A 21578-nucleotide genomic window follows, 5' to 3' on the forward strand; every position below is an offset into this window, starting at 1 on the left:
GGGGCGGTCTCCTAGAGGCGGTAGGTGCGCTCGGCGGCGCCGCGGAACACGTCGTCCTCGGCGGCGACCGGCCGCGGTTCGAGGGGTGGTGGAGCACCGAGCCGTCGACCCGGTTCGAGATGGCGCCGGAGTCGCGCCCGCCCGCGTCCGCGGACGCCTGGCAGGTCTCGAACCCGCCGATCTTCTCGATGAGCCCGGTCCGGACCTCGCTGGAGCTCTTCGACCGGGTCGGCATGGGCGCGCTGCGCGAGCGCAGTCTGCGGCTGACGGCGTACCTGGAGAAGCTGCTGGCCGGGGTGACGATCGGGCGGGTGATCACGCCGAGCGACCCCACGCGGCGTGGCGCACAGCTGTCGTTGCGGATCAATGCTGCGATGACGGCCGGTGAGCTGGCGAAGCGACTTCGGTTCGAGTACGGCGTGATCGCGGACGCCCGCGAGCCCGACGTGCTGCGGCTGGCCCCGGTGCCGCTGTACTCGACCCACCACGACTGCTGGCGCGCGGCGTCGGCACTGAACCAGGTGGAGCCCGAGTGAAGATCGCGATCGTGGGAGCCGGGCTGACCGGGAGCCTGCTCGCCTGCTTCCTGGCCCGGCGCGGCCTGGAGGTGACGCTGTACGAGCGCCGGCCGGACCCGCGGACCGGCGCACCCGAGCGCGGCCGGTCCATCAACCTGGCCATCTCCGAACGCGGCCTGGATGCGCTGCGCCGGATCGGGCTGGTCGACCAGGTGATGGCGGACGCGCTGCCGATGAAGGGCCGGATGATCCATCCGGTCGACGGGCCGCTGGACTTCCAGCAGTACTCGGCCGACGGCGACCGGGCGATCAACTCGATCAGCCGCGGCGCGCTGAACAACGCGCTGCTGTCGGCGGCCGCGGCCGCTCCCGGGGTGTCGGTGGTCTTCGAGCACCGGCTGGTCGAGCTCGACTCGGCCGCCGGGCGGATGGTGTTCGCGACCCCGTCCGGGAAGGTGGCGGCCGAGGCGGACGTCGTCCTGGGCGCCGACGGCGCCGGCTCGGCGGTCCGCGAGCAGATGCTTGCCGAGGGCATCGTTGCCGAGGACGTGGACTTCCTGGACTACGGCTACAAGGAGCTGTCGATCCCGGCCGCCGGCGGCGACTTCGCGCTGGACCCGGGCGCACTGCACATCTGGCCGCGCGGGACCTCGATGATGATCGCGCTGCCGAACCCGGACAAGTCGTTCACCTGCACGCTGTTCTGGCCGGCCGGCTCCTTCGACGCGCTGACCGACGCCGCGGAGATCGAGGCGCACTTCCGCGAGCACTACCCGGACCTGTTGCCGTTGGCGCCGGATCTGGTCGGCGACTACCTGAACAACCCGGTCGGCGTGCTCGGGACCGTGCACACCCTGCCGTGGCAGGCGCACGGCCGGACCGCGCTGATCGGCGACGCCGCGCACGCGATCGTGCCCTTCTACGGCCAGGGCGCGAACTGCGCCTTCGAGGACGTGGTCGAGCTGGACCGCTGCCTCGGCGACACCGGTGGTTCGTGGGCCCGGGCGCTGCCGCTGTTCGAGGCACGCCGGCGGGAGAACACCGAGGCGATCGCCGACATGGCGCTGGCGAACTTCGTCGAGATGCGCGACAAGGTGGCGTCCCCGGTCTTCCGGCTGACCAAGCGGATCGAGCACGCGCTCGAGCGAGCCTTCCCGGGCCGGTACGTCTCCCGCTACGAGCTGGTGTCGTTCTCCACGACGCCGTACGCCGAGGTCCAGCAGCGGGTGCGGCGTCAGCACCAGGTCCTGGGCGTCGGAGTCGCGTTCGCCGCCGGTCTGCTCGCCGGGCTGGTCAGAAGGAGACGGCGATGAACCTCTGGAGTCCCGATCTGCTGGCCGGGAGGGTGTCGCAGCCCGGATTGTTGCGGAACTTCGTCGACGGCTCGTTTGTCGAGGGTGGATCGACGTTCGCGAAGCTCAGCCCGGTCACCGGCGAGCAGATCTTCGATGTCTGTGAGGCCTCCGAGGAGACCGTGGACGCGGCCGTGCAGGCTGCGCGGGCCGCGTTGCGTGGTCCCTGGGGACGGATGAGCGAGCAGGAGCGGGCCGTCGTCCTGCGCCGGGTCGCGGACGGGCTCGAGCGGCGGTTCGAGGACCTGGTCGCGGCCGAGGTCGGCGACACCGGCAAGTCGATCAGCCAGGCGCGGACGCTCGACATCCCGCGGGGTGCGGCGAACTTCCGGGCCTTCGCCGACTTCGCGACGACTGCGCCGACCGAGTCGTACACGACCGTGCTGCCGGATGGGCGGCGGGCTCTGAACTACGCCGTACGCAAGCCGGTCGGTGTGGTCGCGATCATCGTGCCCTGGAACCTGCCGTTGCTGCTACTCACCTGGAAGGTCGCCCCGGCGCTTGCCTGCGGCAACGCAGTGGTCGTCAAGCCGTCCGAGGAGACGCCGGCCTCGGCGACCGTGCTGGCCGAGGTGATGGCGGAGGCCGGCGTACCGGCCGGGGTGTTCAACCTCGTGCACGGGTTCGGTCCGTCGTCGGCAGGGGAGTACCTCACCCGGCATCCGGGCATCGACGCGATCACCTTCACCGGCGAGTCCGCGACCGGTACGGCGATCGCCAAGGTGGCCGCGGACCGGGTGAAACCGGTGTCGTTCGAGCTCGGCGGGAAGAACGCCGGCCTGATCTTCGCCGACAGTGATCTCGACGCGGCGATCGAGGGATCGGTGCGGTCGGTCTTCACCAACGGCGGCCAGGTATGCCTGTGCACGGAACGCTTGTACGTCGAGCGGCCGGTGTTCGACAGGTTCTGCACCCGGTTGGCGGAGCGGGCGACCGAGCTGACCTACGGCTGGCCCGCCGACGAGGCGACGATGAACATGCCGCTGATCTCGAAGCAGCACCGAGACAAGGTCCTGTCGTACTACGACCTCGCCCGGGCCGAAGGCGCACAGATCCTGACCGGTGGCGGCGTACCGAGCTTCGGCGATGCCCGGGACGGCGGTTGCTACATCCAGCCGACTGTGGTGACCGGGCTGCCGCCCGAGGCCCGGACCAACACCGAGGAGATCTTCGGCCCGATCTGCCATATCGCGCCGTTCGACACCGAGGACGAGGCGTACGCGCTGGCCAACGGCTCCGACTACGGGCTCGCGGCAACCGTCTGGACCCGCGACGTCGGCCGCGCCCACCGCGCCGGCTCGGCCCTGGAGGTCGGCCTGGTCTGGGTCAACACCTGGTTCCTCCGCGACCTCCGCACGCCGTTCGGCGGCATGAAACTCTCCGGCATCGGCCGCGAAGGCGGCCGCCACTCCCTCGATTTCTACTCCGAACCCACCAACGTCTGCGTGGAGCTGTCGTGACCGTCGTACCGGGGAAGGCAGTGCCGCGGGGGCGGTTTCCGCACGTGAAGGTGGCCGGCGGGTTCGCCTACGTCTCGGGTACGTCGAGCCGGCGGCCGGACAACTCGATCGCGGGGGCCTCGGTGGACGAGCTGGGCACCGTGTCGCTGGACATCCGGGAGCAGACGCGGGCCGTGCTGGAGAACATCCGGGACATCCTGGCAGCGGTCGGCGCCGGACTCGAGGACCTGGTGAGCGTCACGACGTACCTGGTGTCGATGAACGACTTCGGAGGGTACAACGAGGTGTACGCCGAGTTCTTCGACGAGTCCGGACCGGCCCGGACGACTGTCGCAGTACATCAGCTGCCGCATCCCCAGCTGCTGATCGAGATATCTGCCGTAGCGGCGATCCCGCAAAGGAGCGAGTGATGGTCAACCTGGAGTCGACGAACTTTCCGCAGTGGATCGAGGAGAACAAGCACCTGCTGAAGCCGCCGGTCGGCAACAAGCAGATGTTCCCGACCGGTGACGACTTCATCACCATGGTGGTCGGCGGGCCGAACCAGCGCACCGACTTCCACGTCGACCCGTACGAGGAGTTCTTCTACCAGATCAAGGGACACCTGCACGTCAACGTGATGACCGAGGACGGGCCGGCCCGGGTCGACATCGACGAGGGCCAGATGTGGGTGCTGCCGCGGAACATGCCGCACTCGCCGCAGCGCGGCCCGGACTCGATCGGCCTGGTGATCGAGCGCGTCCGCGAGCAGGGCACGCTGGAGAAGTTCCGCTGGTACTGCGAGAGCTGCAACGCGATCGTGCACGAGGTCGAGCTCCAGGTGAACGACATCGTCGCCGACCTGCCGCCGGTCTTCAACGCCTTCTACGACAGCGAAGAGGCGCGCACCTGCCCGAAGTGCGGCACGATGCACCCAGGCAAGGGCTGATGGCCGTTGATGTCCACACCCACCTGGTGCCGAAGGGCTGGCCGGATCTCTCGGTAGCGTGCGGCGGCTCCGGCTGGCCGTGGCTGCGGATCGACTCCGAGCGGGCCGCGATGATCATGGTCGGCGAGTCCGAGTTCCGCCCGATCGGCCCGCAGACCTGGGATCCGGCCGTCCGTCGGGCCGATATGGATGCCGACGGCATCGATGTCCAGGTGGTCTCGCCGACCCCGGTGTTCTTCGCCTACGACCGGCCGGCCGGCCAGGCGGTGAAGGTGGCCCGGATCTTCAACGACCTCACCGTGGAGACACTTGCCGGGGACAACCGGTTCGTGCCGTTCTGCCAGGTGCCGTTGCAGGACCCGGACGCCGCGTGCGCCGAGCTGGACCGGTGTCTCGAGGCCGGGCACGTGGGCGTGGAGATCGGCAACCACGTCGGGGACAAGGATCTCGACGACGCCGGGATCGTTGCTTTTCTCAACCACTGTGCCGAGACCGGGACGCCGGTGCTGGTGCATCCGTGGGACATGCCGGGCGGGCCGCGGCTGGACCGCTGGATGGCCCGCTGGCTGACCGGGATGCCGGCCGAGACGCATCTTTCGCTGCTGGCGATGATCCTGGGCGGCGCCTTCGACGTGCTGCCGCCGTCGCTGCGGATCTGTTTCGCCCACGGGGGCGGGAGTTTCGCGTTCTGGCTGGGCCGGGTGGAGAACGCCTGGCACCGGCGCGGAGACATCGTGCGTGGTTGCTCGGAGCATCCACCGTCGTACTACCTGGATCGGTTCTTCGTCGACACGGTGGTGTTCGAATCGGCCCCATTACGGCTACTTGTGGATACCGTGGGGGAAGACCGCGTTCTGGTCGGCAGTGACTATCCCTATCCACTGGGTGAGCGGCCGGTCGGGGAGGTGGTACGGAAGGCCGGCTTCCTGACCGCGGACCAGCAGCACAAGCTGCTGTCCACGAACGCCCTGCGTTATCTCGGGAGGTCTGAATGAGCGAGGACCGATCGGTGCTCACGCGCGAGGCGCGCGAGCCGGACGAGGAACTGCGGTACGGCGACCACGAGGACCAGGTGATCGACTACTGGCACGCCAAGGAGTACCGCCCGCTGGTCGTCTTCGTGCACGGCGGGTTCTGGCGGCCGGAGTACGACCGGATGCACGCCCGCCCGCTCGGCGAGGCGCTCGCCGACCTCGGCTGGCCGGTGCTGTCGCTCGAGTACCGGCGCGAGCCGGGCGATCCCGACGCCACCACCACAGACGTGCGTACGGCGCTGGACAGCCTGCCCGACCTGGTCGACGTGCACGCCGGGTACGTGCTGATCGGCCATTCAGCCGGCGGCCAGCTCGCGCTGTGGGCGGCCGCGACGCTCAACCCGGTCCGGCTGCGCGGGGTGATCGCGCTGGCCCCGGTCGCCGATCTCTTGATGGCGGACCGCCTGGGGCTCGACGAGGGCGCCGTACAGGACTTCATCGGCAGCGGGGTGCGCAACGACCTGGACCCCGTGCACCTGCCGGCCTCGATCGCCCCCGTCAGCCTGATCCACGGCACCGCCGACCTGCGGGTCCCGATCACCGTCACCGAGTCGTACTTCGCCGCCCACCCGACGGCCCATTTCACCCGAGTCGACGGCGCCGGCCACTACGAGCTCATCGATCCCCAGTCCGAAGCGTTCCACGAGGTCACAGCCGAGCTCACCCGCCTCATCGGCTGACGTCCGGGGCGCCTCACGTGATCGCGGTGCCGGCGATGTGGGTGTTGAAGGGCAGGAGCGGCGAGTGGATCCGGTATCGCTGCATGTTCACACTGGCGAAGCCCGCCGACTCGATCGCGCTCGCCAGGTCACGCTCACACGAGCAGCCCTCGAACACCCACGCCCATGGCCGGCGCAGCGCACGCTGTACCCAGCGGGTCGGCGTGTGCTCCCTCGCCACGACGTGTTCGGCGAAGCTGAACCGTCCACCCGGCCGCAGTACGCGCCGCACCTCGGCGAGCACGGCGTCCAGGTCTGCCACGGTGCACAGGACAAGGCTGGAGATGACGGCGTCAGCACTCGCGTCCGGCAGGTCGATGCGCTCAGCGACGACATCGCGGATCTCGAGCTCGAGTCCTTGCCCGGCCGCCGCACGCCGGAGCCGGGCGTGCATGAACGGGTTCGGCTCGATCGCGATGAGTCGCGCCCCCGGAGGCAGGTAGCGCAGGTTCGCGCCCACGCCCGATCCCAGTTCGACCACGGTCTGCGGCAGTCCGGCGAACACCGCCCTCTTCCGCCGGCGCAGGTGCAGGTCGATGTAGCCACCCAGCGCTGCGAAGAACGCTGAGTTGAACCGGCCGCGAACTGGATGCGGGTCGAAACCGTCGACCGCAGCGCGGTGGACCGCGGAACTCGTCATGGCTCGATCCTGACGCCGGCACAGCCGCCGGGTCAGCCGTGGAAATACCGCACTTCAGCCCGTCGGGTGCGCGGCTGCGTACCAGGCCGCGATCTGTGCCCGAGAGCGGAAACCCATCCGCAACCGGATCCGCTCGACATGCGACTCGGCCGAACGTTCGGTGATGACCAACTCCTCGGCGATCTGACGATTCGACAGACCTTGGGCCACGAGCGCCGCGACCTGGCCCTGCCGCGTGGTCAAGGTGGGCCGCGCGGTTCGCCGCAGCCGTGGTAACCCGAGACCGGAGCGGATCTCGTTGACGAGACCTTCCACATCGCCGACGAACGGCAGGTGCGTGCGGCCCGGCAACACTTTCAGGGTCGCGCCGGTGATCCCGTCGGCCAACCGCTTGCCCTCGGCGAGCGGCGCCGCGCGATCATCAGCACGGTGGATCACGGTGGTCCGCGCACGGATGCTGCCGAGATCCTCGCTCACATCGATCTCGTAGCAGGTGGCGAGCAGCCGCCGTGCTGTCGCGGCGGACGCCGACTCGCGTTGATAGGTGGAGAAGACGGCGCGGAAACCGGCGTCGGCGTCGGGCGCGAAGATTTCGGTGAGGACATCCGACGCGAATCCCCAGTGCTGCTCGACGAGCCCGAGCACGTGCTGGCGAACAGCCGGCGCCGCCACCTCGTTGCCCTGCACCCAGCCGCCGTACAGCACCAGCCGGTTGACCGACTCAGGGTGGCGAGCCGCGAATTTCACCGCCAGCGGCGCTCCGAACGAAACACCGATCAGATCGAGCGCGTCGGTGCCGACCGCTTCGGCGACCGCGCGGATCACCTGGACTTCGAGTTCGATGACATCCGGACGGTCCGTGGTCTCCGACAGCCCGACCCCAGGACGGTCGTAACGGACGAGCGTGCGCCCGCTGGCCAGGCCCTCGTAGAACAGTCGCTCCGCGGGTATCGCCCAACCGAGCTCGAGATGTGATACCCACCCCGGCACGCAGAGCGCGAACGGACCCGAGCCGACCACCGCGAACCGGATCGCGGTGCCGTCGTCCAGCCTCGCCGTGCCGAGTCGTTGCTCCACGGTGAGATTGTGGCACCACGCGCCAGGTCGGTGGCCGCGTCTTCCCGCTGCTCCGGGGCGACCTGGGACACCCTCAGCTGAGGCGTTTGGCGGCGGTGAGGAGGCCTTCGGAGGTGGGGAGGAGGGCGGAGACCAGGTCGTCGTCGTCGCGGACGGCGCGGATCAGGTCGCGGAGGGCGGTGGTGTCGGGGTCGCGGTGGGCCGGGTCGGCGACGCGGCCGCCGGCGAGGATGCCGGCGAAGGCGACGACGCCGCCGGGGCGGAGCAGCCGGAGGGCCTCGTGCAGGTACGCCGTGTTCTCGCGCCGGTCGGCGTCACAGAAGACCAGGTCGTAGTGGCCGTCGGTGAGCCGGGTGACCACGTCCAGCCCGGCGCCGGCGATCAGGCGGAACCGGTTCGACGGGACGCCGGCGTCCAGGAACGTCTTGCGGGCCAGCCGCTGGTTCTCGGCGTCGATGTCGACCGTGGTGAGGGTGCCGTCGGTGCGCATGCCGCGCAGCAGCGCCAGCCCGGACACGCCGGTGCCGGTGCCGATCTCGACGACCGCCTTCGCGCCCACGCTGGCGGCCAGCATGCTGAGCGCGGCGGCCGCGCCCGGCCCGATCGCGGCGATCCCGCTGTCCTGGGCGCTCGCCCGCGCACCGGTGACGACTTCGTCCTCACCGGTGTAGTCCTCGGCGTACGCCCAGGACGTCGGGTCGATGCCGGTGGCGATGATGCCCTCCCAAAGATCTGCGGGGTGTTCCGCGGCTGCGCTACTCATCCTGAGACCGAAGCCTAGCGGCACCAGGTCCTGGTTCCGTGTCTCCCACGCAGAGACTGCGCACTCTTGCTCATAAGATGCACCGAAGGATCAGATATGATCGTCTACAGGAGGCAATGCGCGGCCCAGAGAGGGGAGGTACGGCGGGATGTGGTGTGAACCGAACCTGGATTCAGGCCTGGATGACGTCGATGCCGGCTTCCTTGAAGATCGCCAGCTGGGTGTCGTCGGCCTGGGCGTCGGTCACGAGTGTGTCGATCTCGCTCAGCTCGCAGATCCGGGCGAAGGCGCGCTGGCCCAGCTTGGAGGAGTCGGCGACCACCACGACCTTGGCGGCCCGGCTGACGATCAGCTGGTTGATGTTCGCCTCGCCCTCGTGGTGGGCGGTGGCGCCGGTCTCGTCGATCCCGTCGACGCCGATGAACGCGATGTCCAGCGACAGGTCGGACAGGATCCGGTGCGACAGCGGGCCGATCATCTCGTAGGACTGCGGCCGGGCCACGCCGCCGGTGAGCACCATCTTCACGTGCGGCCGGACGATCAGCTCGTTGGCGATGTTCAGCGCGTTGGTGACCAGGGTGAACGCGGGCTCGCCGTGCTCGGCGGACAGCTCCGGCCGGGTCGCCAGCGTGCGCGCCACCTCGGAGATCGTGGTGCCGCCGTTCATGCCGATCACCATGCCGCGCCGGACCAGGGTGGCCGCGGCTTGCGCGATCCGCTGCTTCTCCGAGGCGAAACGCGCAGTCTTGTAGCGCAGCGGCAGGTCGTACGACACCGCGTTGGCGACCGCGCCGCCGCGGGTCCGGGTGAGGAGCTGCTGCTTGCCCAGGTGGTCCAGGTCGCGCCGGATCGTCGCCGCGGACACGTGCAGCTGCTCGGCGAGCTCGTCGACGTCGATGGCGCCCTTCTCGGCGAGCGACTCGAGCAAGGTGTTCAGGCGTTCGTAACGCTTCACCCGGGGCTCCTCCTTCACACAATCGGTCAGCCGGATGGCGGCTGGTTGGACCATTCGATCACGTTTTGAGCAGTTTCGACCATGACAAGTGCGGAGACGACATGACCAACACGCCTTATGTGAGCACTGAGATCGCCACTCAGCCAGACCTCTGGCGGCAGGTCTCGGACGGTTTCGCGCAGTACGGTGGCGCATTGCCCAAGCCCGGTCAACGGGTTGCGGCGGTGGGCTGCGGCACGTCGTGGTTCATGGCGATGGCGTACGCCGCCCTCCGCGAGGACAACGGTCAGGGCGAGACGGACGCGTTCGCCGGTTCGGAGTTCCCGGCCGGCCGTGCGTACGACGTCGTGGTGGTGATCAGCCGGTCCGGTACGACGACCGAGGTGCTGGACCTGATCCGGGCGACCGACCTGCCGACCGTGGCGATCACCGCGACCGCGGGCTCGCCGATCGTCGACCTGGCCGACCACACCATCCTGCTGGACTTCGCCGACGAGCAGTCCGTCGTCCAGACCCGGTTCGCCACGACCACTCTGGCGCTGCTGCGCGCATCGCTGGGGGAGGACCTCCAGCAGGCCGCGGCCGACGCGGAGACCGCGCTCACGGTGGATGTGGACGAGCTGGCGAAGCTGGAGCAGGTCACGTACGTCGGCGCCCGCTGGACCGTCGGCCTGGCGCACGAGGCGGCGCTGAAGCAGCGTGAGGCCGCGTCGGCCTGGACCGAGGCCTACCCGGCGATGGACTACCGGCACGGCCCGATCGCCATCGCCCAGCCCGGGCGCGGCGTCTGGATCTTCGGCGAGTCGCCGGCCGGCCTGCGCGAGGATGTCACCGCCACCGGCGCCACGATCGTCCACCACGCCGACCTCGACCCGATGGCGTCCCTGGTGATCGCCCAGCGGGTCGCAGTCGCCAAGTCCCTCGCGCTGGGCCTCAACCCGGACCAGCCGCGCAGCCTGAGCCGCTCCGTCATCCTCGACTGACCGCAGCGGTCATGAGCGAGCTGAGCGTCCACCCCAGGGCGCTGTAGAGCGCCCGCCCGTCTTCGGTCGCCACCAGTACGCCGGTCCTCGCGCCGGCGTGCTGGGCTGCGGCCGACAGCGCCCCCATCACAGCCCGCCCGAGCCCACGCCGCCGGTGTCCCCGGTCGGTCTCGATCTGGTCGAACACAGCGCAACCGCCCGCGAGCCCCGCCTTCCCGCGAGCAGCCACTGAGTCGTCATCAGCTCTCACGACCACCTGAATCACGCTGCCCTGCAGTGCAGTCTCCAACCGGTACGGGCTGCCCACACGCGCTGCCGCCTGAGTCAGCTCGGTCGTCATCAGGTACTCCGGCGGCTGCACTTGCCACGGCGGATCCAGCGCGACGTCGCCGCAGATCTTCAGCCAGGTGTCCGGCTGATGCGCTCCGCCGACCAGTTCAGCGTCGTACGTCGGCAGCACGTAGCGCACCTGGTGGCCGGGGAGACCGACATCGATGCGATAGCCGCCGCGGAACTCGACCGGTGCAGGGGTGTTGCGGCAGATGGCCCAGCCGTGGACCCAGGTGTCAAGCGGTGTGTGCATGAGCGGGGGCTTTCAGTGAGAGGCGGCCGAGGGTTGCGGCTGTTATGACGGTCAGGGCTATGACGAGCAGGGCTTTGTGGGTGCCGATGAGCGGCACGAGCAGGCCGGCGGTGACTTGGCCCAGTGCTGAGGTGCCGACGCGGAGGCTGGCGGCTGTGGTGCTGACGCGACCCTGCAAAGCGTCCGGGCTGTACTGCTGCCGAGCAGCGAACATCGCCGGCAGCATCGGCCCCTCGGCCAGCCCGGCGAGAACAGCGAGCAGCAGCAGTACGGCGAAGTTGGTCGCGAGCGGCCACGTGGTCATCACCAGGCCGGAGGCGGCTGCGGCAACGATGACGACGTACTCGGGCCGCCAGCGTGTCTGCAGGCGGCCGAGCAGGAGCGCAGTGACGACGCCGCCGATCTCCAGCGCGGTCCAGAGGTAGCCGGCTGCGGACTTCGGCATGCCGACCGAAGCCATGTGCAGCGGCAGCGTGATAAGCAGCAGGCCGGAAGCGCCCAGGACCAGCGTGGTCGTGACTGTGGACGCGCGGAGCCGAGGCGTCCGGAATAGGTGGGTCAGCCCGCCGACAACCGATGGCAGGAAGGGCTCCGCCGCGGCCTGCGTCGGCGGCAGGGAGGGCAACCGGGTGATCGCCAGGATGCTGAGCGCAGTCGCGACGACGATGACCAGCGCCGCAGCCTCGACAGAGACGATGGACGCGATCGTCGCCGCCGCTGCGGGACCGGTGATCGTGGCAGCGCCGAAACTGGCCGCCTCCAGCGAGTTCGCCCGGGCCAGCCGGTCCGCGGGGACCAGGCTGGGCAGCATGCTGGTGAACCCGCCGCTCACCATCGGCAGCGTGGCCCCGGCGACGGCTGCGAGCGCAGGAGTGATCCAGTGCGCGCTGTGCCCAACCACAGCCAGCAGGCTGACCATGACGACGCCGAGCACCGCCTGGTTGAGCGCCAGCGCACTCCGACGGTACGGCGTCCGGTCGAGCCAGGCACCGAGTAGCGGCCCGGTGGCGACTGCAGGCAGTGCGTACGCCGCTCCGGTGATTCCAGCCAGCGCTGGGCTGTCAGTCCGCTCCAGCACCAGCAGGACGAGCGTGAACGCGACCATCTCGTCGGCAAGCCTGGCTAGGGTCGCCGCCAAGTAGTAGCTGGGCACGCAGGCCTCCTGTAACGCGGATCAAGCTGTTACGCGTTACGCTATCAAATACGTTACGAGAGGAGCGGTGTGGAGCTTCAGGCACCGGACCGGCTGGTCCGGCTGGCGGTGGATCTGGTCAACACCCGGACCCGCGACCCCGAGCAGCTGAACGCGCCCGGGGACGTCCGCACGTTCCTGCTCGAGCACGGCGAGTCCGAGCCGATCACGCTGGACGAGGACGACCTGGCCGAGGTGCGGGCCGTCCGGGAGCGGATCCGTCCGGTCTTCCACGCCTCGGCCCGGGACGCCGCGGCCGTCCTCAACGGGTTGCTCGAGGAGTACGCCGTACGGCCGTATCTGTCCGACCACGACGGGTCGCCTTGGCACCTGCATGTGGCCAAGCCGGGCGCTACGTGGAGCGACTGGCTGGCGGCGACCACTGCGCTCGGGCTGGCGAGTTTCGCGGCCGCGCACGGTTTTGACGCCATCGGCACCTGTGCCGCGGTCGACTGCGAGCGGGTGTACGTGAACGCGGCCGAGCGCCGTCCGCGGCGGTTCTGCTCACCGACCTGCGCGAGCCGCACCCGGGTCGCGTCGTACCGGGCCCGCAAGGCCGCGAACCCCAGCGCCTAGGATCGAGGCAGACGTCCGGGACTGAGGAGCGCGAGTTGAGTCACACCGTGGTGGCGGAGCTGGTCGCGAATGTGCTGAAGGTCACCGCCAAGGCAGGCGACACGGTGGGGCCGGAGGACACCCTGGTCATCCTGGAGTCGATGAAGATGGAGATTCCGGTGCTGGCCGAGGTGGCCGGCACCGTCACCGAGCTGAAGGTCACCGAGGGTGAGGTCGTCCGCGACGGCGACCCGATCGCGGTGATCGAGGAGAAATAGGGCTGCAACAAAAGTGGCTGCCAAGGCGTCTGGTCATCGGAAGGCTTCGGCCGGGAACTTCCGGCCGGGGCGCCGCGTTGAGCCGTCGTACCAGAAACTCAGGGTCGAACCCGGGTGTTCCCGACGTGCGCAGAGGACGGTGACCGCGGCACCATGGCCTTCACGCTCATTGCCGAGAGGACCCAGGGAGGCGTTGCGGTGAAGCCGGCCGACACCTCCGTGGCGCCTGCGCCGCAGCCGGTCCCGGACGCGCTGCCGTCCTGGGACGAGATCGTCCGGACGCACTCCGCCCGGGTCTACCGGCTCGCGTACCGGCTCACCGGCAACAAGCACGACGCCGAGGACCTGACCCAGGAGGTCTTCGTCCGGGTCTTCCGCTCGCTGTCGTCGTACACCCCCGGCACCTTCGAGGGCTGGCTGTACCGGATCACCACGAACCTGTTCCTGGACGGCGCCCGGCGCAAGCAGCGGATCCGGTTCGACGGGCTGCCCGAGGACGCGCACGACCGGCTGCCGGCCAAGGGCGAGGGCCCGGCCGAGAAGCTGGACTCCGACCAGTTCGACCACGACGTGCAGGGCGCCCTGGACGCGCTGCCGGAGGACTTCCGCGCCGCCGTGGTGCTCTGCGACATCGAGGGCATGACCTACGACGAGATCGCCGACGTGCTGGACGTCAAGCTCGGCACCGTCCGCAGCCGGATCCACCGGGGCCGCTCGATGTTGCGCAAGCACCTCGAGCACCGCGCGCCGCGGTCCGGCCAGACCAGGGTCGGCGGTCCGCCGACCGACGGGTCGTTCGGCGCCGGAGGTGAGTTCCGGTGACTCTGCAGCACCCCCTGGACAAGCTCAGCGCGGTCGTCGACGGCGCGCTCGACCACGACTCGCGCGACCGGGTCCTGAGCCACCTGGTCGGCTGTGACACCTGCCGGGCCGAGGTGGACGCTCAGCGCCGCCTCAAGGCCCGGATGGCCGCTCTGGAGACCCCGGACCCGTCCACCGACCTGATGCAGCGCCTGATGGGCGTCTCGTCGTTCTCGCCGGAGCCGCGCGAGGAGGTCCGCCCGGTGCTGACGCCGGCCGTGTCGCTCTTCCCGCAGCGCTCCGCCTTCCCAGCCGGCCGCACAGGCGCCAGCCGGCCTGGTGCACCCCGGACCACGCGCTCCCGTCGCCGCACCGGCGTGCTGGGCGCCGCCGGCTCGGCAGCGGCCGTCGCTTCGTTGCTCGGTACGGCGTTCATCGTCGGCGACCCGTCCCGGGAGGAGCAGCCGCCGACGCTGCAGCCGCCGGTGGCGAGCTTCTCGTCCGACCACGCGACCACGTCGGGCGGAGCGCCGTTCACCGACCCGGTGGCGCTGCTGAACTCCTACAACGGGGCTGGGTATGCAGGGCTGAGCCCGACGCTGCAGCCGGTGGCCCTGACAGGACGCTGACCCGTGAGCCTCACCCGGCTCGCCGTACTGGTCAGCACCGCACTGATCGGCTTCGGCCTGCCCGCACCCGCCGTCGCCGCCCCACCGACCTCCTCGCGTGAGGACTCGCCACTGGCGATCAGCTGGCTGGCGCGCGCTGCCACGGCGCCGAACACCGTCTCGTACCACGGCACGCAGATCATCACCTCGTGGGGACCGCAGGGCGCGAGCTCGGCGATGCTGGACATCGTCCACGCGGCCTCACAGGGCTCCGAGATCAGTGTGGTCGGATCGTCGTCGTCACCGGGCGCCAAGGCGTTCGTGCAGCGTGCGACCAACGCCGGCGCCGCAGTCGACGGTGGACCGCTGGCTCTGCTCCGGGCGACGTACCAGCTCGTCTACAAGTGCTGCACGGACACGATCGGACGGGCCGCTGTCCTGGTGGAGGCGCTGCGGGACGACCAGACGCTGGCGGCTCGGTTCTGGATCGACAAGGCGACCGGACTGCTGCTGCAGCGGCAGCTGTTCAGCGTGGACGGCAAGACGATGGTCCGGGCGACGGTGTTCACCGAGCTGGAGATCGAGGAGTCGGAGTTCCTCGGGCACCTGCCGCCGATGGCGCCGAGCGGAGACGAGTCGCTGGGCCTCGGCAAGGTCGACGGGCTGCGCTCGGAGGGCTGGGTGTGCGCACCGGAGCTGCCGGCCTCGCTGAAGCTGTACGACGTCCACCAGGACACCACCAACGGGTCGCTGCAGTTCTCGTACTCCGACGGGCTGTTCAACGTCTCGCTGTTCGAGCAGCGCGGGGCGCTCGACCCGGCCGCCGTCGCGGGCTTCACCACCACCGAGACGCCCGGCGTCTACCTGCGCTACGGGATGCCGTCGTACGTCGTCTGGTCGTCCGGTGGGATCGTGTACACGCTGATCGGCGACCTGCCGCCGGACATGCTCGGCCAGGTGGTCCGCTCGTTCCCCCACGACGTGCCGGTGCAGCTCACCGCGGTCCAGCGGATGGGCGCCGGGCTGGCGAAAATCGCGACGTGGCTCACTCCGATGGGTGCGCTTTCGGGGAAGCTGGGATAATCGATTCCGGTAGTCCCTCCCGAGACCCGGGCGGCGGCCGCCGACCGACGACCACGACCACGTGAGGCGGGCACCGTGACCAGCGACGACGCCGAGCCGACAGTACCGACTCCCAGCGCGGACCCAACCCGCATCCTCCCGGCCGAGTCCCCTGCCGCTTCGCAGACCCCGCCCAGCTCGCCCGACGCCACGACGCCGCTGACGGCCCTCAAACCACCTTCCGTGGATGGCGCCACCGCCCCACTGCCGTCGCCTGGCGTAGATGCGGCGTACCGGCAGTCGAACGGGCCGACCACCAACCAGCGTTCGGTGACGCAGCGCAGTTTCGGGCGGCCGCAGCCGCAGGAGCCGAGCTTCCGGCCGGTGTACCCGGGCCAGGCCTGGCCGACGCAGCGACCGGCGTACCAGCCGTCGTACACGCCGCCCCCGCCGCCGGACTGGCACAACCAGCAGGCCCACGCGTACACGCCGGATCCGCCGCAGAAGGGCAACCGGATCATCGCCATCGCGGCCGCCGTGGCCCTGATCATCGGCATCGTCGCCGGGGCGGGGGCCGCCGCGACCGTCGTCGCGATCGACAACAACAACCCGGTCGCCGAGCAGCCCGGACCGCCGGTCGGCACCGGCGCGGACCCGAAGATCCGCAGCGGATCGGTCTCCGCGGTCGCCTCGACCCTGCTGCCGAGCGTGGTCCAGCTCAAGGTCGAGGGCTCCGACAACACCAACGCGACCGGCTCCGGGTTCGTCATCGACAACGCCGGCCACATCCTGACCAACAACCACGTCGTCGCGTCCGCGGCCCAGGGCGGATCGATCCAGGTGCTCAGCGAGAAGGGCAAGACCCTGACCGCGCGGCTGGTCGGGCGTTCCCCGGTCTACGACCTGGCCGTCGTCCACGTCAGCGGCCTGGAGGCGCCGTCGGTTCAGTTCGGCCGCTCCGACCTGGCCATCGTCGGGCAGGACGTGGTCGCGATCGGGTCGCCGCTCGGCCTGGCCGGCACGGTCACCTCGGGCATCATCTCGGCCAAGAACCGGCCAGTCACGACCGGCGACGAAGCCTCCGGCGAGACCTCGTTCATCAGCGCGCTGCAGACCGATGCGGCGATCAACCCGGGCAACTCCGGTGGTCCGCTGGTCGACATGAACGCGCGCGTGATCGGGGTGAACTCGGCGATCGCCACCGTCCGCGGCAGCGAGCAGAGCGGCAACATCGGGCTCGGCTTCGCGATCCCGATCGACCAGGCCCGGCGGACCGCGCAGCAGCTGATCGCGACCGGCAAAGCGTCGTACCCGGTGATCGGGGCGCAGGTCGACATGCAGTTCGAGGGCGGGGCAAGGGTGAGCCGGGTCGAGCCGGCGTCCCCGGCGCTGCGGGCCGGGCTGCGGGTCGGTGACGTGATCACCTCGATCAACAACCTGGCCGTCGCCAGCGCCGAGGAGCTGATCGTGGCGATCCGGACTCATCAGCCGGGGGAGAGCGTCCGGCTGGTGTACGAGCGCGGCGGCAAGGCGCGGTCCGTGACGGTGACGCTCGGCCAGCAGACCGGCTGAGTTTCTTGGTCCGGCGGGACGCCGCGGGTTGTCCGGAATCGGCTGACCCGGCAGGCGGTATCACCATGGTGCGGCTACGCTGGTCGCCGTCGCAGACGACCTGCAGAGAGGTGGGGACATGTTCGGCATCGGGCCACTCGAGCTGGTGGTGATCGCGATCGTCGCCGTGCTCGTCTTCGGCCCGGATCGGCTGCCGGAGTTCGCCCGGACGGCCGGCCGGTTGCTGCGCCAGGTGCGGCAGATGGTCACCAACGCGCAGAACGACCTGCGCAACGAGCTCGGCCCGGAGTTCGCCGACCTGGAGCTGCAGGACCTGAACCCGCGCAACTTCGTCCGCAAGCACCTGCTCGAGGGCACCGACGACTACGACGACGACAAGCCGGTCAGCAACCCGGATTTCTCCGACGCACCGCAGCGCCTCCCGGCCGGCCAGCGCGCGCCTTTCGACCCCGAGTCCACCTGACCCTGTCTCACTCCAGGGCGCGGGTGTAGCGGGCTGCCAGTTTGCGAACCTCGTCGGCCAGCTCGGGCGCCTCGGCGACGGAGAAGTCCAGGTCGAGCATGCTCAGGTAGCGCAGCAGCATGCCGGGATCGTCGGAGCCGGCGTCGAGGTAGCACGAGGACTCGTCGATCTCGGTCAGCTGTCCTGCGGTCGCGGGCAGCCGGGCCGCGACGACGGCCAGCGGAGCGAACACCCGGATCCGGGCCCGGAACTCCCACATCGCCGTCGACACCCCTTGATCGACGTACGACGCAACGCCCTCGGACGGCAGGTCGCGCGGCTCGAAGCGCGGGCCGGTCGGGATCCTCGGCGTCAGCCGGTCCACGCGGAACGTGCGCCAGTCCGCACGGTCCAGGTCGAACGCGACCAGGTACCACCGGCCACGCAGGTGCGCGAGCCGGTACGGCTCCACGGTCCGCACGGACGCCGTACCCGCGTGCGACGCGTAGTCGAACCGCAGCCGCTCATGGTCGCGGCAGACCGTGGTCAGTGTCGTCAGCACCGACGGATCCACCACCGGTCCCGACCCCGGAACCTGCACCGTGTAGCTGTGCAGAGTGCTGACCCGGTGCCGTAGCCGCGACGGCAGGACCTGCTCTAGCTTCGCCAGCGCTCGCACGGAGGTCTCCTCGATGCCCGCGACCGAGCCGCCCGCCGCCGTACGGAGTCCGACCGCGACCGCCACGGCCTCGTCGTCGTCGAGCAGCAACGGCGGCAGCGCGGCCCCGGCGCCGAGCCGGTAGCCGCCCGCGACGCCGGGAGTCGCCTCCACCGGGTATCCGAGCGACCGCAGCCGTTCGACGTCGTTGCGCACGGTGCGCGTCGTCACGCCCAGCCGCGTCGCCAGCTCCGGGCCGGTCCAGTGCTGGTGCGCCTGCAACAAGGAGAGCAGCCGCAGCAGTCGTGCCGAGGTCTCCAACATTTCTCCAGGATAGTTTCAAACGCGGAACGAACCTTTCCGCATTGGTTCCTAGAGTTGTGGGCATGACGACGAACACAGCAGTGGACAGCCGGATCCGCCCGTTCCGCATCGACGTGCCGCAGGCCGAGCTCGACGACCTCCGCGCGCGGCTCGCGAACACCCGGTGGCCTCGCGAGCTTCCCGGCCTCGGCTGGAGCCGCGGTGTCCCGACCAGCTACCTGCGGCGGATCGCGGAGTACTGGCAGAACACCTACGACTGGCGCAAGGCCGAGGCCCGGCTGAACGAGTTGCCGCAGTTCCTGACCGAGGTCGACGGCCAGCCGGTCCACTTCGTCCACGTCCGGTCGAAGGAGCCGGCTGCCCGGCCGATGCTGATGGTGCACGGCTGGCCGAGCTCGTACACCGAGTTCCTCCGGGTCGTCGGCCCGCTGACCGACCCGGTCGCGCACGGCGGCAAGGCCGAGGACGCCGTCCACCTGGTGCTGCCGTCGATTCCCGGGTACGGCTTCTCGCCCGTCTCCGAAGCCGGCTGGGGCAACCTGTTCCGGGTTGCCGGGGCGTTCGCCGAGATCATGACGCGGCTCGGGTACGAGCGCTTCCTGGCGCAGGGCACCGACGTCGGCTCCGGCATCGTCGGAATGCTCGGCATGGTCGCTCCCGGTCGCGTGATCGCCGCGCACATCAACGGACCGGCGCCGTTCCCGTTCGGCCCCGAGCTCTCGCTGGACGGGCTCGAGGGATCGCAACGCGAGCGCGCCGAGCGGTTCAACGCGTGGCGCGAGGACGGCGTCGGCTACCTGTCCCTGCAGGCGACCCGCCCGCAGACGCTCGCGTACGGGCTCACCGACTCACCGGTCGCCCAGCTCGCCTGGATCATCGAGAAGTTCAAGGAGTGGACCGATCCCGCGCACGAGCTGCCCGAGGACGCGGTCGACCTCGACCAGCTGCTGACCAACGTGAGCATCTACTGGTTCAACCAGGTCGGTGCGTCCGCGGCGCACTCGGTGTACGAGGGCATGCAGGCCTACCGCGAGTTCGCCACGAAGTCGGACGAGCCGTCGGACGGCGGCTGGGAAGCCCCGCCATTGCCGCCGACCGGTGTCGCGGTCTTCGCCGCCGACATGTCAGTCCGCCGCGAGGTCGATCCGTACGGCGCCTACACCTCGTGGAACGAGTACAACGCCGGCGGCCACTTCCCGGCGATGGAGGTCCCCGACGTGCTGGTCGACGACATCCGGGCTTTCTTCCGCGACCACCGCTGACGCGGCGAGCGTCAGCGGCCGACCGGGGAGAGGCCGAGCTGGCGGCCGAGGAGGCCGCGCGGGCGGCCGCCCAGTTTGGCGGCGATCTGGTCGAGGACCTGGGCGGCGGCGGTGTCGGGGGCGGCTTCGGTGAGCGGGGTGCCCAGGTCGCCGCCGCTGCGCAGGCGCTCGTCGAGGGGGATCTCGCCGAGCAGGGGGATCTGGTAGCCCAGGCGGGCGCTCAGGGTCTCGGCCACCCGGGTGCCGCCGCCGGTGCCGAAGATCTCGATCCGGTGCTCGGGGCCGCAGTGCGGACAGGGCAGGAACGACATGTTCTCGATCACCCCGGCGACGCGCTGGTGCACCATCTGCGCCATCGTGCCGGCCCGCTCGGCCACCTCGGCGGCGGCCTCCTGCGGCGTCGTCACGACGATGACCTCGGCGCTGGTCAGCCGCTGGCCGACCGAGATCGCGATGTCACCGGTGCCCGGCGGCAGGTCCAGCAGCAGCACGTCGAGGTCGCCCCAGTACACGTCCGCCAGCATCTGCACCAGCGCGCGGTCCAGGATCGGGCCGCGCCAGGCGACCACCTGGTCGCGCTTCGGCTTCAGCATGCCGATCGAGATCACCTTCACGCCGTGCGCGGGCACCGGCATGATCATGTCGTCCACCGCGGTCGGCCGCTCGTCGGCGACCCCGAACATGGCCGGCACCGAGTGCCCGTAGATGTCCGCGTCCAGGACGCCGACCGACAGCCCCTGCCGGGCCATCGCGACCGCGAGGTTGACCGTCACCGACGACTTGCCGACGCCGCCCTTGCCGGAGGCGATCGCGAACACCTTGGTCAGCGAGTCCGGCCGGGAGAACGGGATCTCCTTCTCTGCCACGCCGCCGCGCAACTGCGTCTGCAGGGCGGCGCGCTGCTCGGCCGACATCACGCCGAGGTCGACCTCGACCCCGGTGACGCCGTCGAGTTTGCTGACCGCTGCTGTGGTGTCGCGCCTGAGCGTGTCCTTCATCGGACAGCCCGCGACGGTCAGCAGGATCCGTACGGCGACCACGCCGTCGTCACGGACGACGACAGACTCGACCATGCCGAGGTCCGTGATCGGCTTCTTGATCTCCGGATCCAGCACACCACCGAGCGCGGCGGTCACCTGGTCAGCAGTGGGAGGCATACCCCAAGGCTACGTGCTCGCCCGAAACCCGCCGACCACGGTCCGTGTGACGTACCTCCGGGAAGGCAACCCTAACTTCTACAGGCCGGGCGCCCCGTAGACCGGGAACCAGCGGGCCAGGTCGGCCTCGAAGCGCAGGTCGGAGCCGACGATGGACTTGATCTGGAGCTCCGTGGCGTTGTCGCGCCGGTCGGCGCCGACCGGGACGAACGGGTACCACGAGCCGCGTTTGTAGAGGTAGACGAGCCCCAGCGACTTGCTGCCGTTGGTGAACGCGACCAGCGTGCACAGCAGCGCCGATCCGAAGCCCGCGTCGACCAGCGAGGTGTTGACCGCGTGCAGGTCGGTGACGAGCCCCTCCAGGTCGTCCGGGGAGGTCTCCCGGACCAGCCAGGTGAAGCCGTAGGAGTCGGTCTGGCTGGTGAACTTGCCGTTGTCCAGGGCGAGCAGCTTGTCGACCTCCTCGCGCAGCGCCGAGAACCCGCCGCCCTCCGCGGCCTTGAAGCAGACCGAACCACTGCCGGTCGCCTTGTACCCGGCCGCGGTGTCCAGGGTGATCGCGGCCGAGGGCAGCGAGAAGAGCTGGTCGAGGTTCGGCGGGACGGCTTTGCTCCGGCCGAGCAGGATGTCGAGAAGGCCCATGGATGTAATCCTG

General features: G+C 70.2%; 25 protein-coding genes. 16 read left to right on the forward strand and 9 right to left on the reverse strand.

Translation table 11 applies throughout. From position 1 onward, the window contains the following. The 7 genes from ACWCOV_RS21335 to ACWCOV_RS21365 all read left to right on the forward strand — a co-directional run. Nucleotides 1–536: kynureninase/PvdN C-terminal domain-containing protein (locus ACWCOV_RS21335; protein ID WP_449831026.1), on the forward strand; the 536-nt coding region annotated here is incomplete at its 5' end. Continuing rightward, nucleotides 533–1831 carry an FAD-dependent oxidoreductase gene (locus ACWCOV_RS21340; RefSeq protein ID WP_449831027.1) on the forward strand — a complete coding sequence of 433 codons (1299 nt, stop codon included), beginning with the start codon at nucleotides 533–535 and terminating at the stop codon, nucleotides 1829–1831. The genes ACWCOV_RS21335 and ACWCOV_RS21340, both read left to right, overlap by 4 nt. After that, nucleotides 1828–3330, forward strand: coding sequence for a 2-hydroxymuconic semialdehyde dehydrogenase (locus ACWCOV_RS21345; protein WP_449831028.1), 1503 nt, complete (start codon nucleotides 1828–1830; stop codon nucleotides 3328–3330). The genes ACWCOV_RS21340 and ACWCOV_RS21345 overlap by 4 nt, the downstream gene beginning before the upstream one ends. After that, complete coding sequence (locus ACWCOV_RS21350; RefSeq protein WP_449831029.1) at nucleotides 3327–3740, forward strand: RidA family protein; 414 nt, start codon at nucleotides 3327–3329, stop codon at nucleotides 3738–3740. The genes ACWCOV_RS21345 and ACWCOV_RS21350 overlap by 4 nt, the downstream gene beginning before the upstream one ends. Beyond that, on the forward strand, nucleotides 3740–4258 hold the full coding sequence (locus tag ACWCOV_RS21355; protein ID WP_449831030.1) for a 3-hydroxyanthranilate 3,4-dioxygenase: 519 nt from the start codon (nucleotides 3740–3742) through the stop codon (nucleotides 4256–4258). The genes ACWCOV_RS21350 and ACWCOV_RS21355 overlap by 1 nt, the downstream gene beginning before the upstream one ends. Then, nucleotides 4258–5253, forward strand: coding sequence for an amidohydrolase family protein (locus ACWCOV_RS21360; protein ID WP_449831031.1), 996 nt, complete (start codon nucleotides 4258–4260; stop codon nucleotides 5251–5253). The genes ACWCOV_RS21355 and ACWCOV_RS21360 overlap by 1 nt, the downstream gene beginning before the upstream one ends. After that, on the forward strand, nucleotides 5250–5972 hold the full coding sequence (locus ACWCOV_RS21365; RefSeq protein ID WP_449831032.1) for an alpha/beta hydrolase family protein: 723 nt from the start codon (nucleotides 5250–5252) through the stop codon (nucleotides 5970–5972). Before ACWCOV_RS21360 ends, ACWCOV_RS21365 begins: the two co-directional genes overlap by 4 nt. A 13-nt stretch (nucleotides 5973–5985) precedes the next feature. Here the strand turns inward: ACWCOV_RS21365 and ACWCOV_RS21370 are convergent, their stop codons facing one another. The 4 genes from ACWCOV_RS21370 to ACWCOV_RS21385 form a co-directional block, all read right to left on the reverse strand. Continuing rightward, the gene (locus ACWCOV_RS21370; protein ID WP_449831033.1) at nucleotides 5986–6651 is read right to left on the reverse strand and encodes a class I SAM-dependent methyltransferase; all 666 of its coding nucleotides are present in this window, start codon (nucleotides 6649–6651) and stop codon (nucleotides 5986–5988) included. A 54-nt stretch (nucleotides 6652–6705) separates the two neighbouring features. After that, nucleotides 6706–7671, reverse strand: a complete 966-nt coding sequence (locus ACWCOV_RS21375) for an alpha/beta fold hydrolase (RefSeq protein ID WP_449831034.1) — start codon at nucleotides 7669–7671, stop codon at nucleotides 6706–6708. A 130-nt stretch (nucleotides 7672–7801) separates the two neighbouring features. After that, complete coding sequence (locus tag ACWCOV_RS21380; protein WP_449831035.1) at nucleotides 7802–8491, reverse strand: O-methyltransferase; 690 nt, start codon at nucleotides 8489–8491, stop codon at nucleotides 7802–7804. Nucleotides 8492–8663: 172 nt separating this feature from the next. Beyond that, on the reverse strand, nucleotides 8664–9446 hold the full coding sequence (locus ACWCOV_RS21385) for a DeoR/GlpR family DNA-binding transcription regulator (protein WP_360523300.1): 783 nt from the start codon (nucleotides 9444–9446) through the stop codon (nucleotides 8664–8666). 101 nt (nucleotides 9447–9547) lie between these two features. On the opposite strand from ACWCOV_RS21385, the gene ACWCOV_RS21390 reads away from it, so the two are divergent. Next, nucleotides 9548–10429 (forward strand): SIS domain-containing protein, encoded by an 882-nt coding sequence (locus tag ACWCOV_RS21390; protein ID WP_449831036.1) that lies wholly within the window; start codon nucleotides 9548–9550, stop codon nucleotides 10427–10429. Here ACWCOV_RS21390 and ACWCOV_RS21395 read toward each other — a convergent pair. Further along, a complete protein-coding gene (locus ACWCOV_RS21395) occupies nucleotides 10416–11012 on the reverse strand; it encodes a GNAT family N-acetyltransferase (RefSeq protein ID WP_449831037.1) in 597 nt (198 codons plus the stop codon). The two genes, ACWCOV_RS21390 and ACWCOV_RS21395, sit on opposite strands and share 14 nt — an antisense overlap. Further along, nucleotides 10996–12165 carry an MFS transporter gene (locus ACWCOV_RS21400; protein WP_449831038.1) on the reverse strand — a complete coding sequence of 390 codons (1170 nt, stop codon included), beginning with the start codon at nucleotides 12163–12165 and terminating at the stop codon, nucleotides 10996–10998. Before ACWCOV_RS21400 ends, ACWCOV_RS21395 begins: the two co-directional genes overlap by 17 nt. Before the next feature lie 69 nt (nucleotides 12166–12234). Between ACWCOV_RS21400 and ACWCOV_RS21405 the strand changes: the two genes are divergently transcribed. From ACWCOV_RS21405 to ACWCOV_RS21435, 7 genes are all read left to right on the forward strand, one after another. Further along, the gene (locus ACWCOV_RS21405) at nucleotides 12235–12780 is read left to right on the forward strand and encodes a CGNR zinc finger domain-containing protein (protein ID WP_449831039.1); all 546 of its coding nucleotides are present in this window, start codon (nucleotides 12235–12237) and stop codon (nucleotides 12778–12780) included. A gap of 35 nt (nucleotides 12781–12815) precedes the next feature. Then, a complete protein-coding gene (locus ACWCOV_RS21410) occupies nucleotides 12816–13037 on the forward strand; it encodes a biotin/lipoyl-binding carrier protein (RefSeq protein ID WP_449831040.1) in 222 nt (73 codons plus the stop codon). A 153-nt stretch (nucleotides 13038–13190) separates the two neighbouring features. Then, the gene (sigE, locus tag ACWCOV_RS21415) at nucleotides 13191–13859 is read left to right on the forward strand and encodes an RNA polymerase sigma factor SigE (RefSeq protein ID WP_449831041.1); all 669 of its coding nucleotides are present in this window, start codon (nucleotides 13191–13193) and stop codon (nucleotides 13857–13859) included. Then, nucleotides 13856–14467: an anti-sigma factor family protein gene (locus ACWCOV_RS21420; protein ID WP_449831042.1), complete on the forward strand. Its 612-nt coding sequence runs from the start codon at nucleotides 13856–13858 to the stop codon at nucleotides 14465–14467. Before sigE ends, ACWCOV_RS21420 begins: the two co-directional genes overlap by 4 nt. Before the next feature lie 3 nt (nucleotides 14468–14470). Next, nucleotides 14471–15529: a sigma-E factor regulatory protein RseB domain-containing protein gene (locus tag ACWCOV_RS21425; RefSeq protein WP_449831043.1), complete on the forward strand. Its 1059-nt coding sequence runs from the start codon at nucleotides 14471–14473 to the stop codon at nucleotides 15527–15529. A 75-nt stretch (nucleotides 15530–15604) separates the two neighbouring features. Next, on the forward strand, nucleotides 15605–17080 hold the full coding sequence (locus ACWCOV_RS21430; protein WP_449831044.1) for a trypsin-like peptidase domain-containing protein: 1476 nt from the start codon (nucleotides 15605–15607) through the stop codon (nucleotides 17078–17080). A gap of 118 nt (nucleotides 17081–17198) precedes the next feature. Further along, nucleotides 17199–17543, forward strand: coding sequence for a sec-independent translocase (locus ACWCOV_RS21435; protein WP_449831045.1), 345 nt, complete (start codon nucleotides 17199–17201; stop codon nucleotides 17541–17543). A 7-nt stretch (nucleotides 17544–17550) separates the two neighbouring features. Here ACWCOV_RS21435 and ACWCOV_RS21440 read toward each other — a convergent pair whose 3' ends face one another. Next, nucleotides 17551–18504, reverse strand: a complete 954-nt coding sequence (locus tag ACWCOV_RS21440) for a helix-turn-helix transcriptional regulator (RefSeq protein ID WP_449831046.1) — start codon at nucleotides 18502–18504, stop codon at nucleotides 17551–17553. Between the two features lie 62 nt (nucleotides 18505–18566). On the opposite strand from ACWCOV_RS21440, the gene ACWCOV_RS21445 reads away from it, so the two are divergent. Further along, nucleotides 18567–19766: an epoxide hydrolase family protein gene (locus ACWCOV_RS21445; protein ID WP_449831047.1), complete on the forward strand. Its 1200-nt coding sequence runs from the start codon at nucleotides 18567–18569 to the stop codon at nucleotides 19764–19766. Nucleotides 19767–19777: 11 nt separating this feature from the next. Here the strand turns inward: ACWCOV_RS21445 and ACWCOV_RS21450 are convergent, their stop codons facing one another. Next, nucleotides 19778–20923, reverse strand: a complete 1146-nt coding sequence (locus ACWCOV_RS21450; protein WP_449831048.1) for an Mrp/NBP35 family ATP-binding protein — start codon at nucleotides 20921–20923, stop codon at nucleotides 19778–19780. A 78-nt stretch (nucleotides 20924–21001) separates the two neighbouring features. Beyond that, entirely contained in the window at nucleotides 21002–21565 is a 564-nt protein-coding gene (gene pspAB / locus ACWCOV_RS21455; protein ID WP_449831049.1) for a PspA-associated protein PspAB, read from the reverse strand. Nucleotides 21566–21578: the final 13 nt, after the last annotated feature.

The sequence above is a fragment of the Kribbella sp. NPDC002412 genome (genome assembly GCF_053592935.1).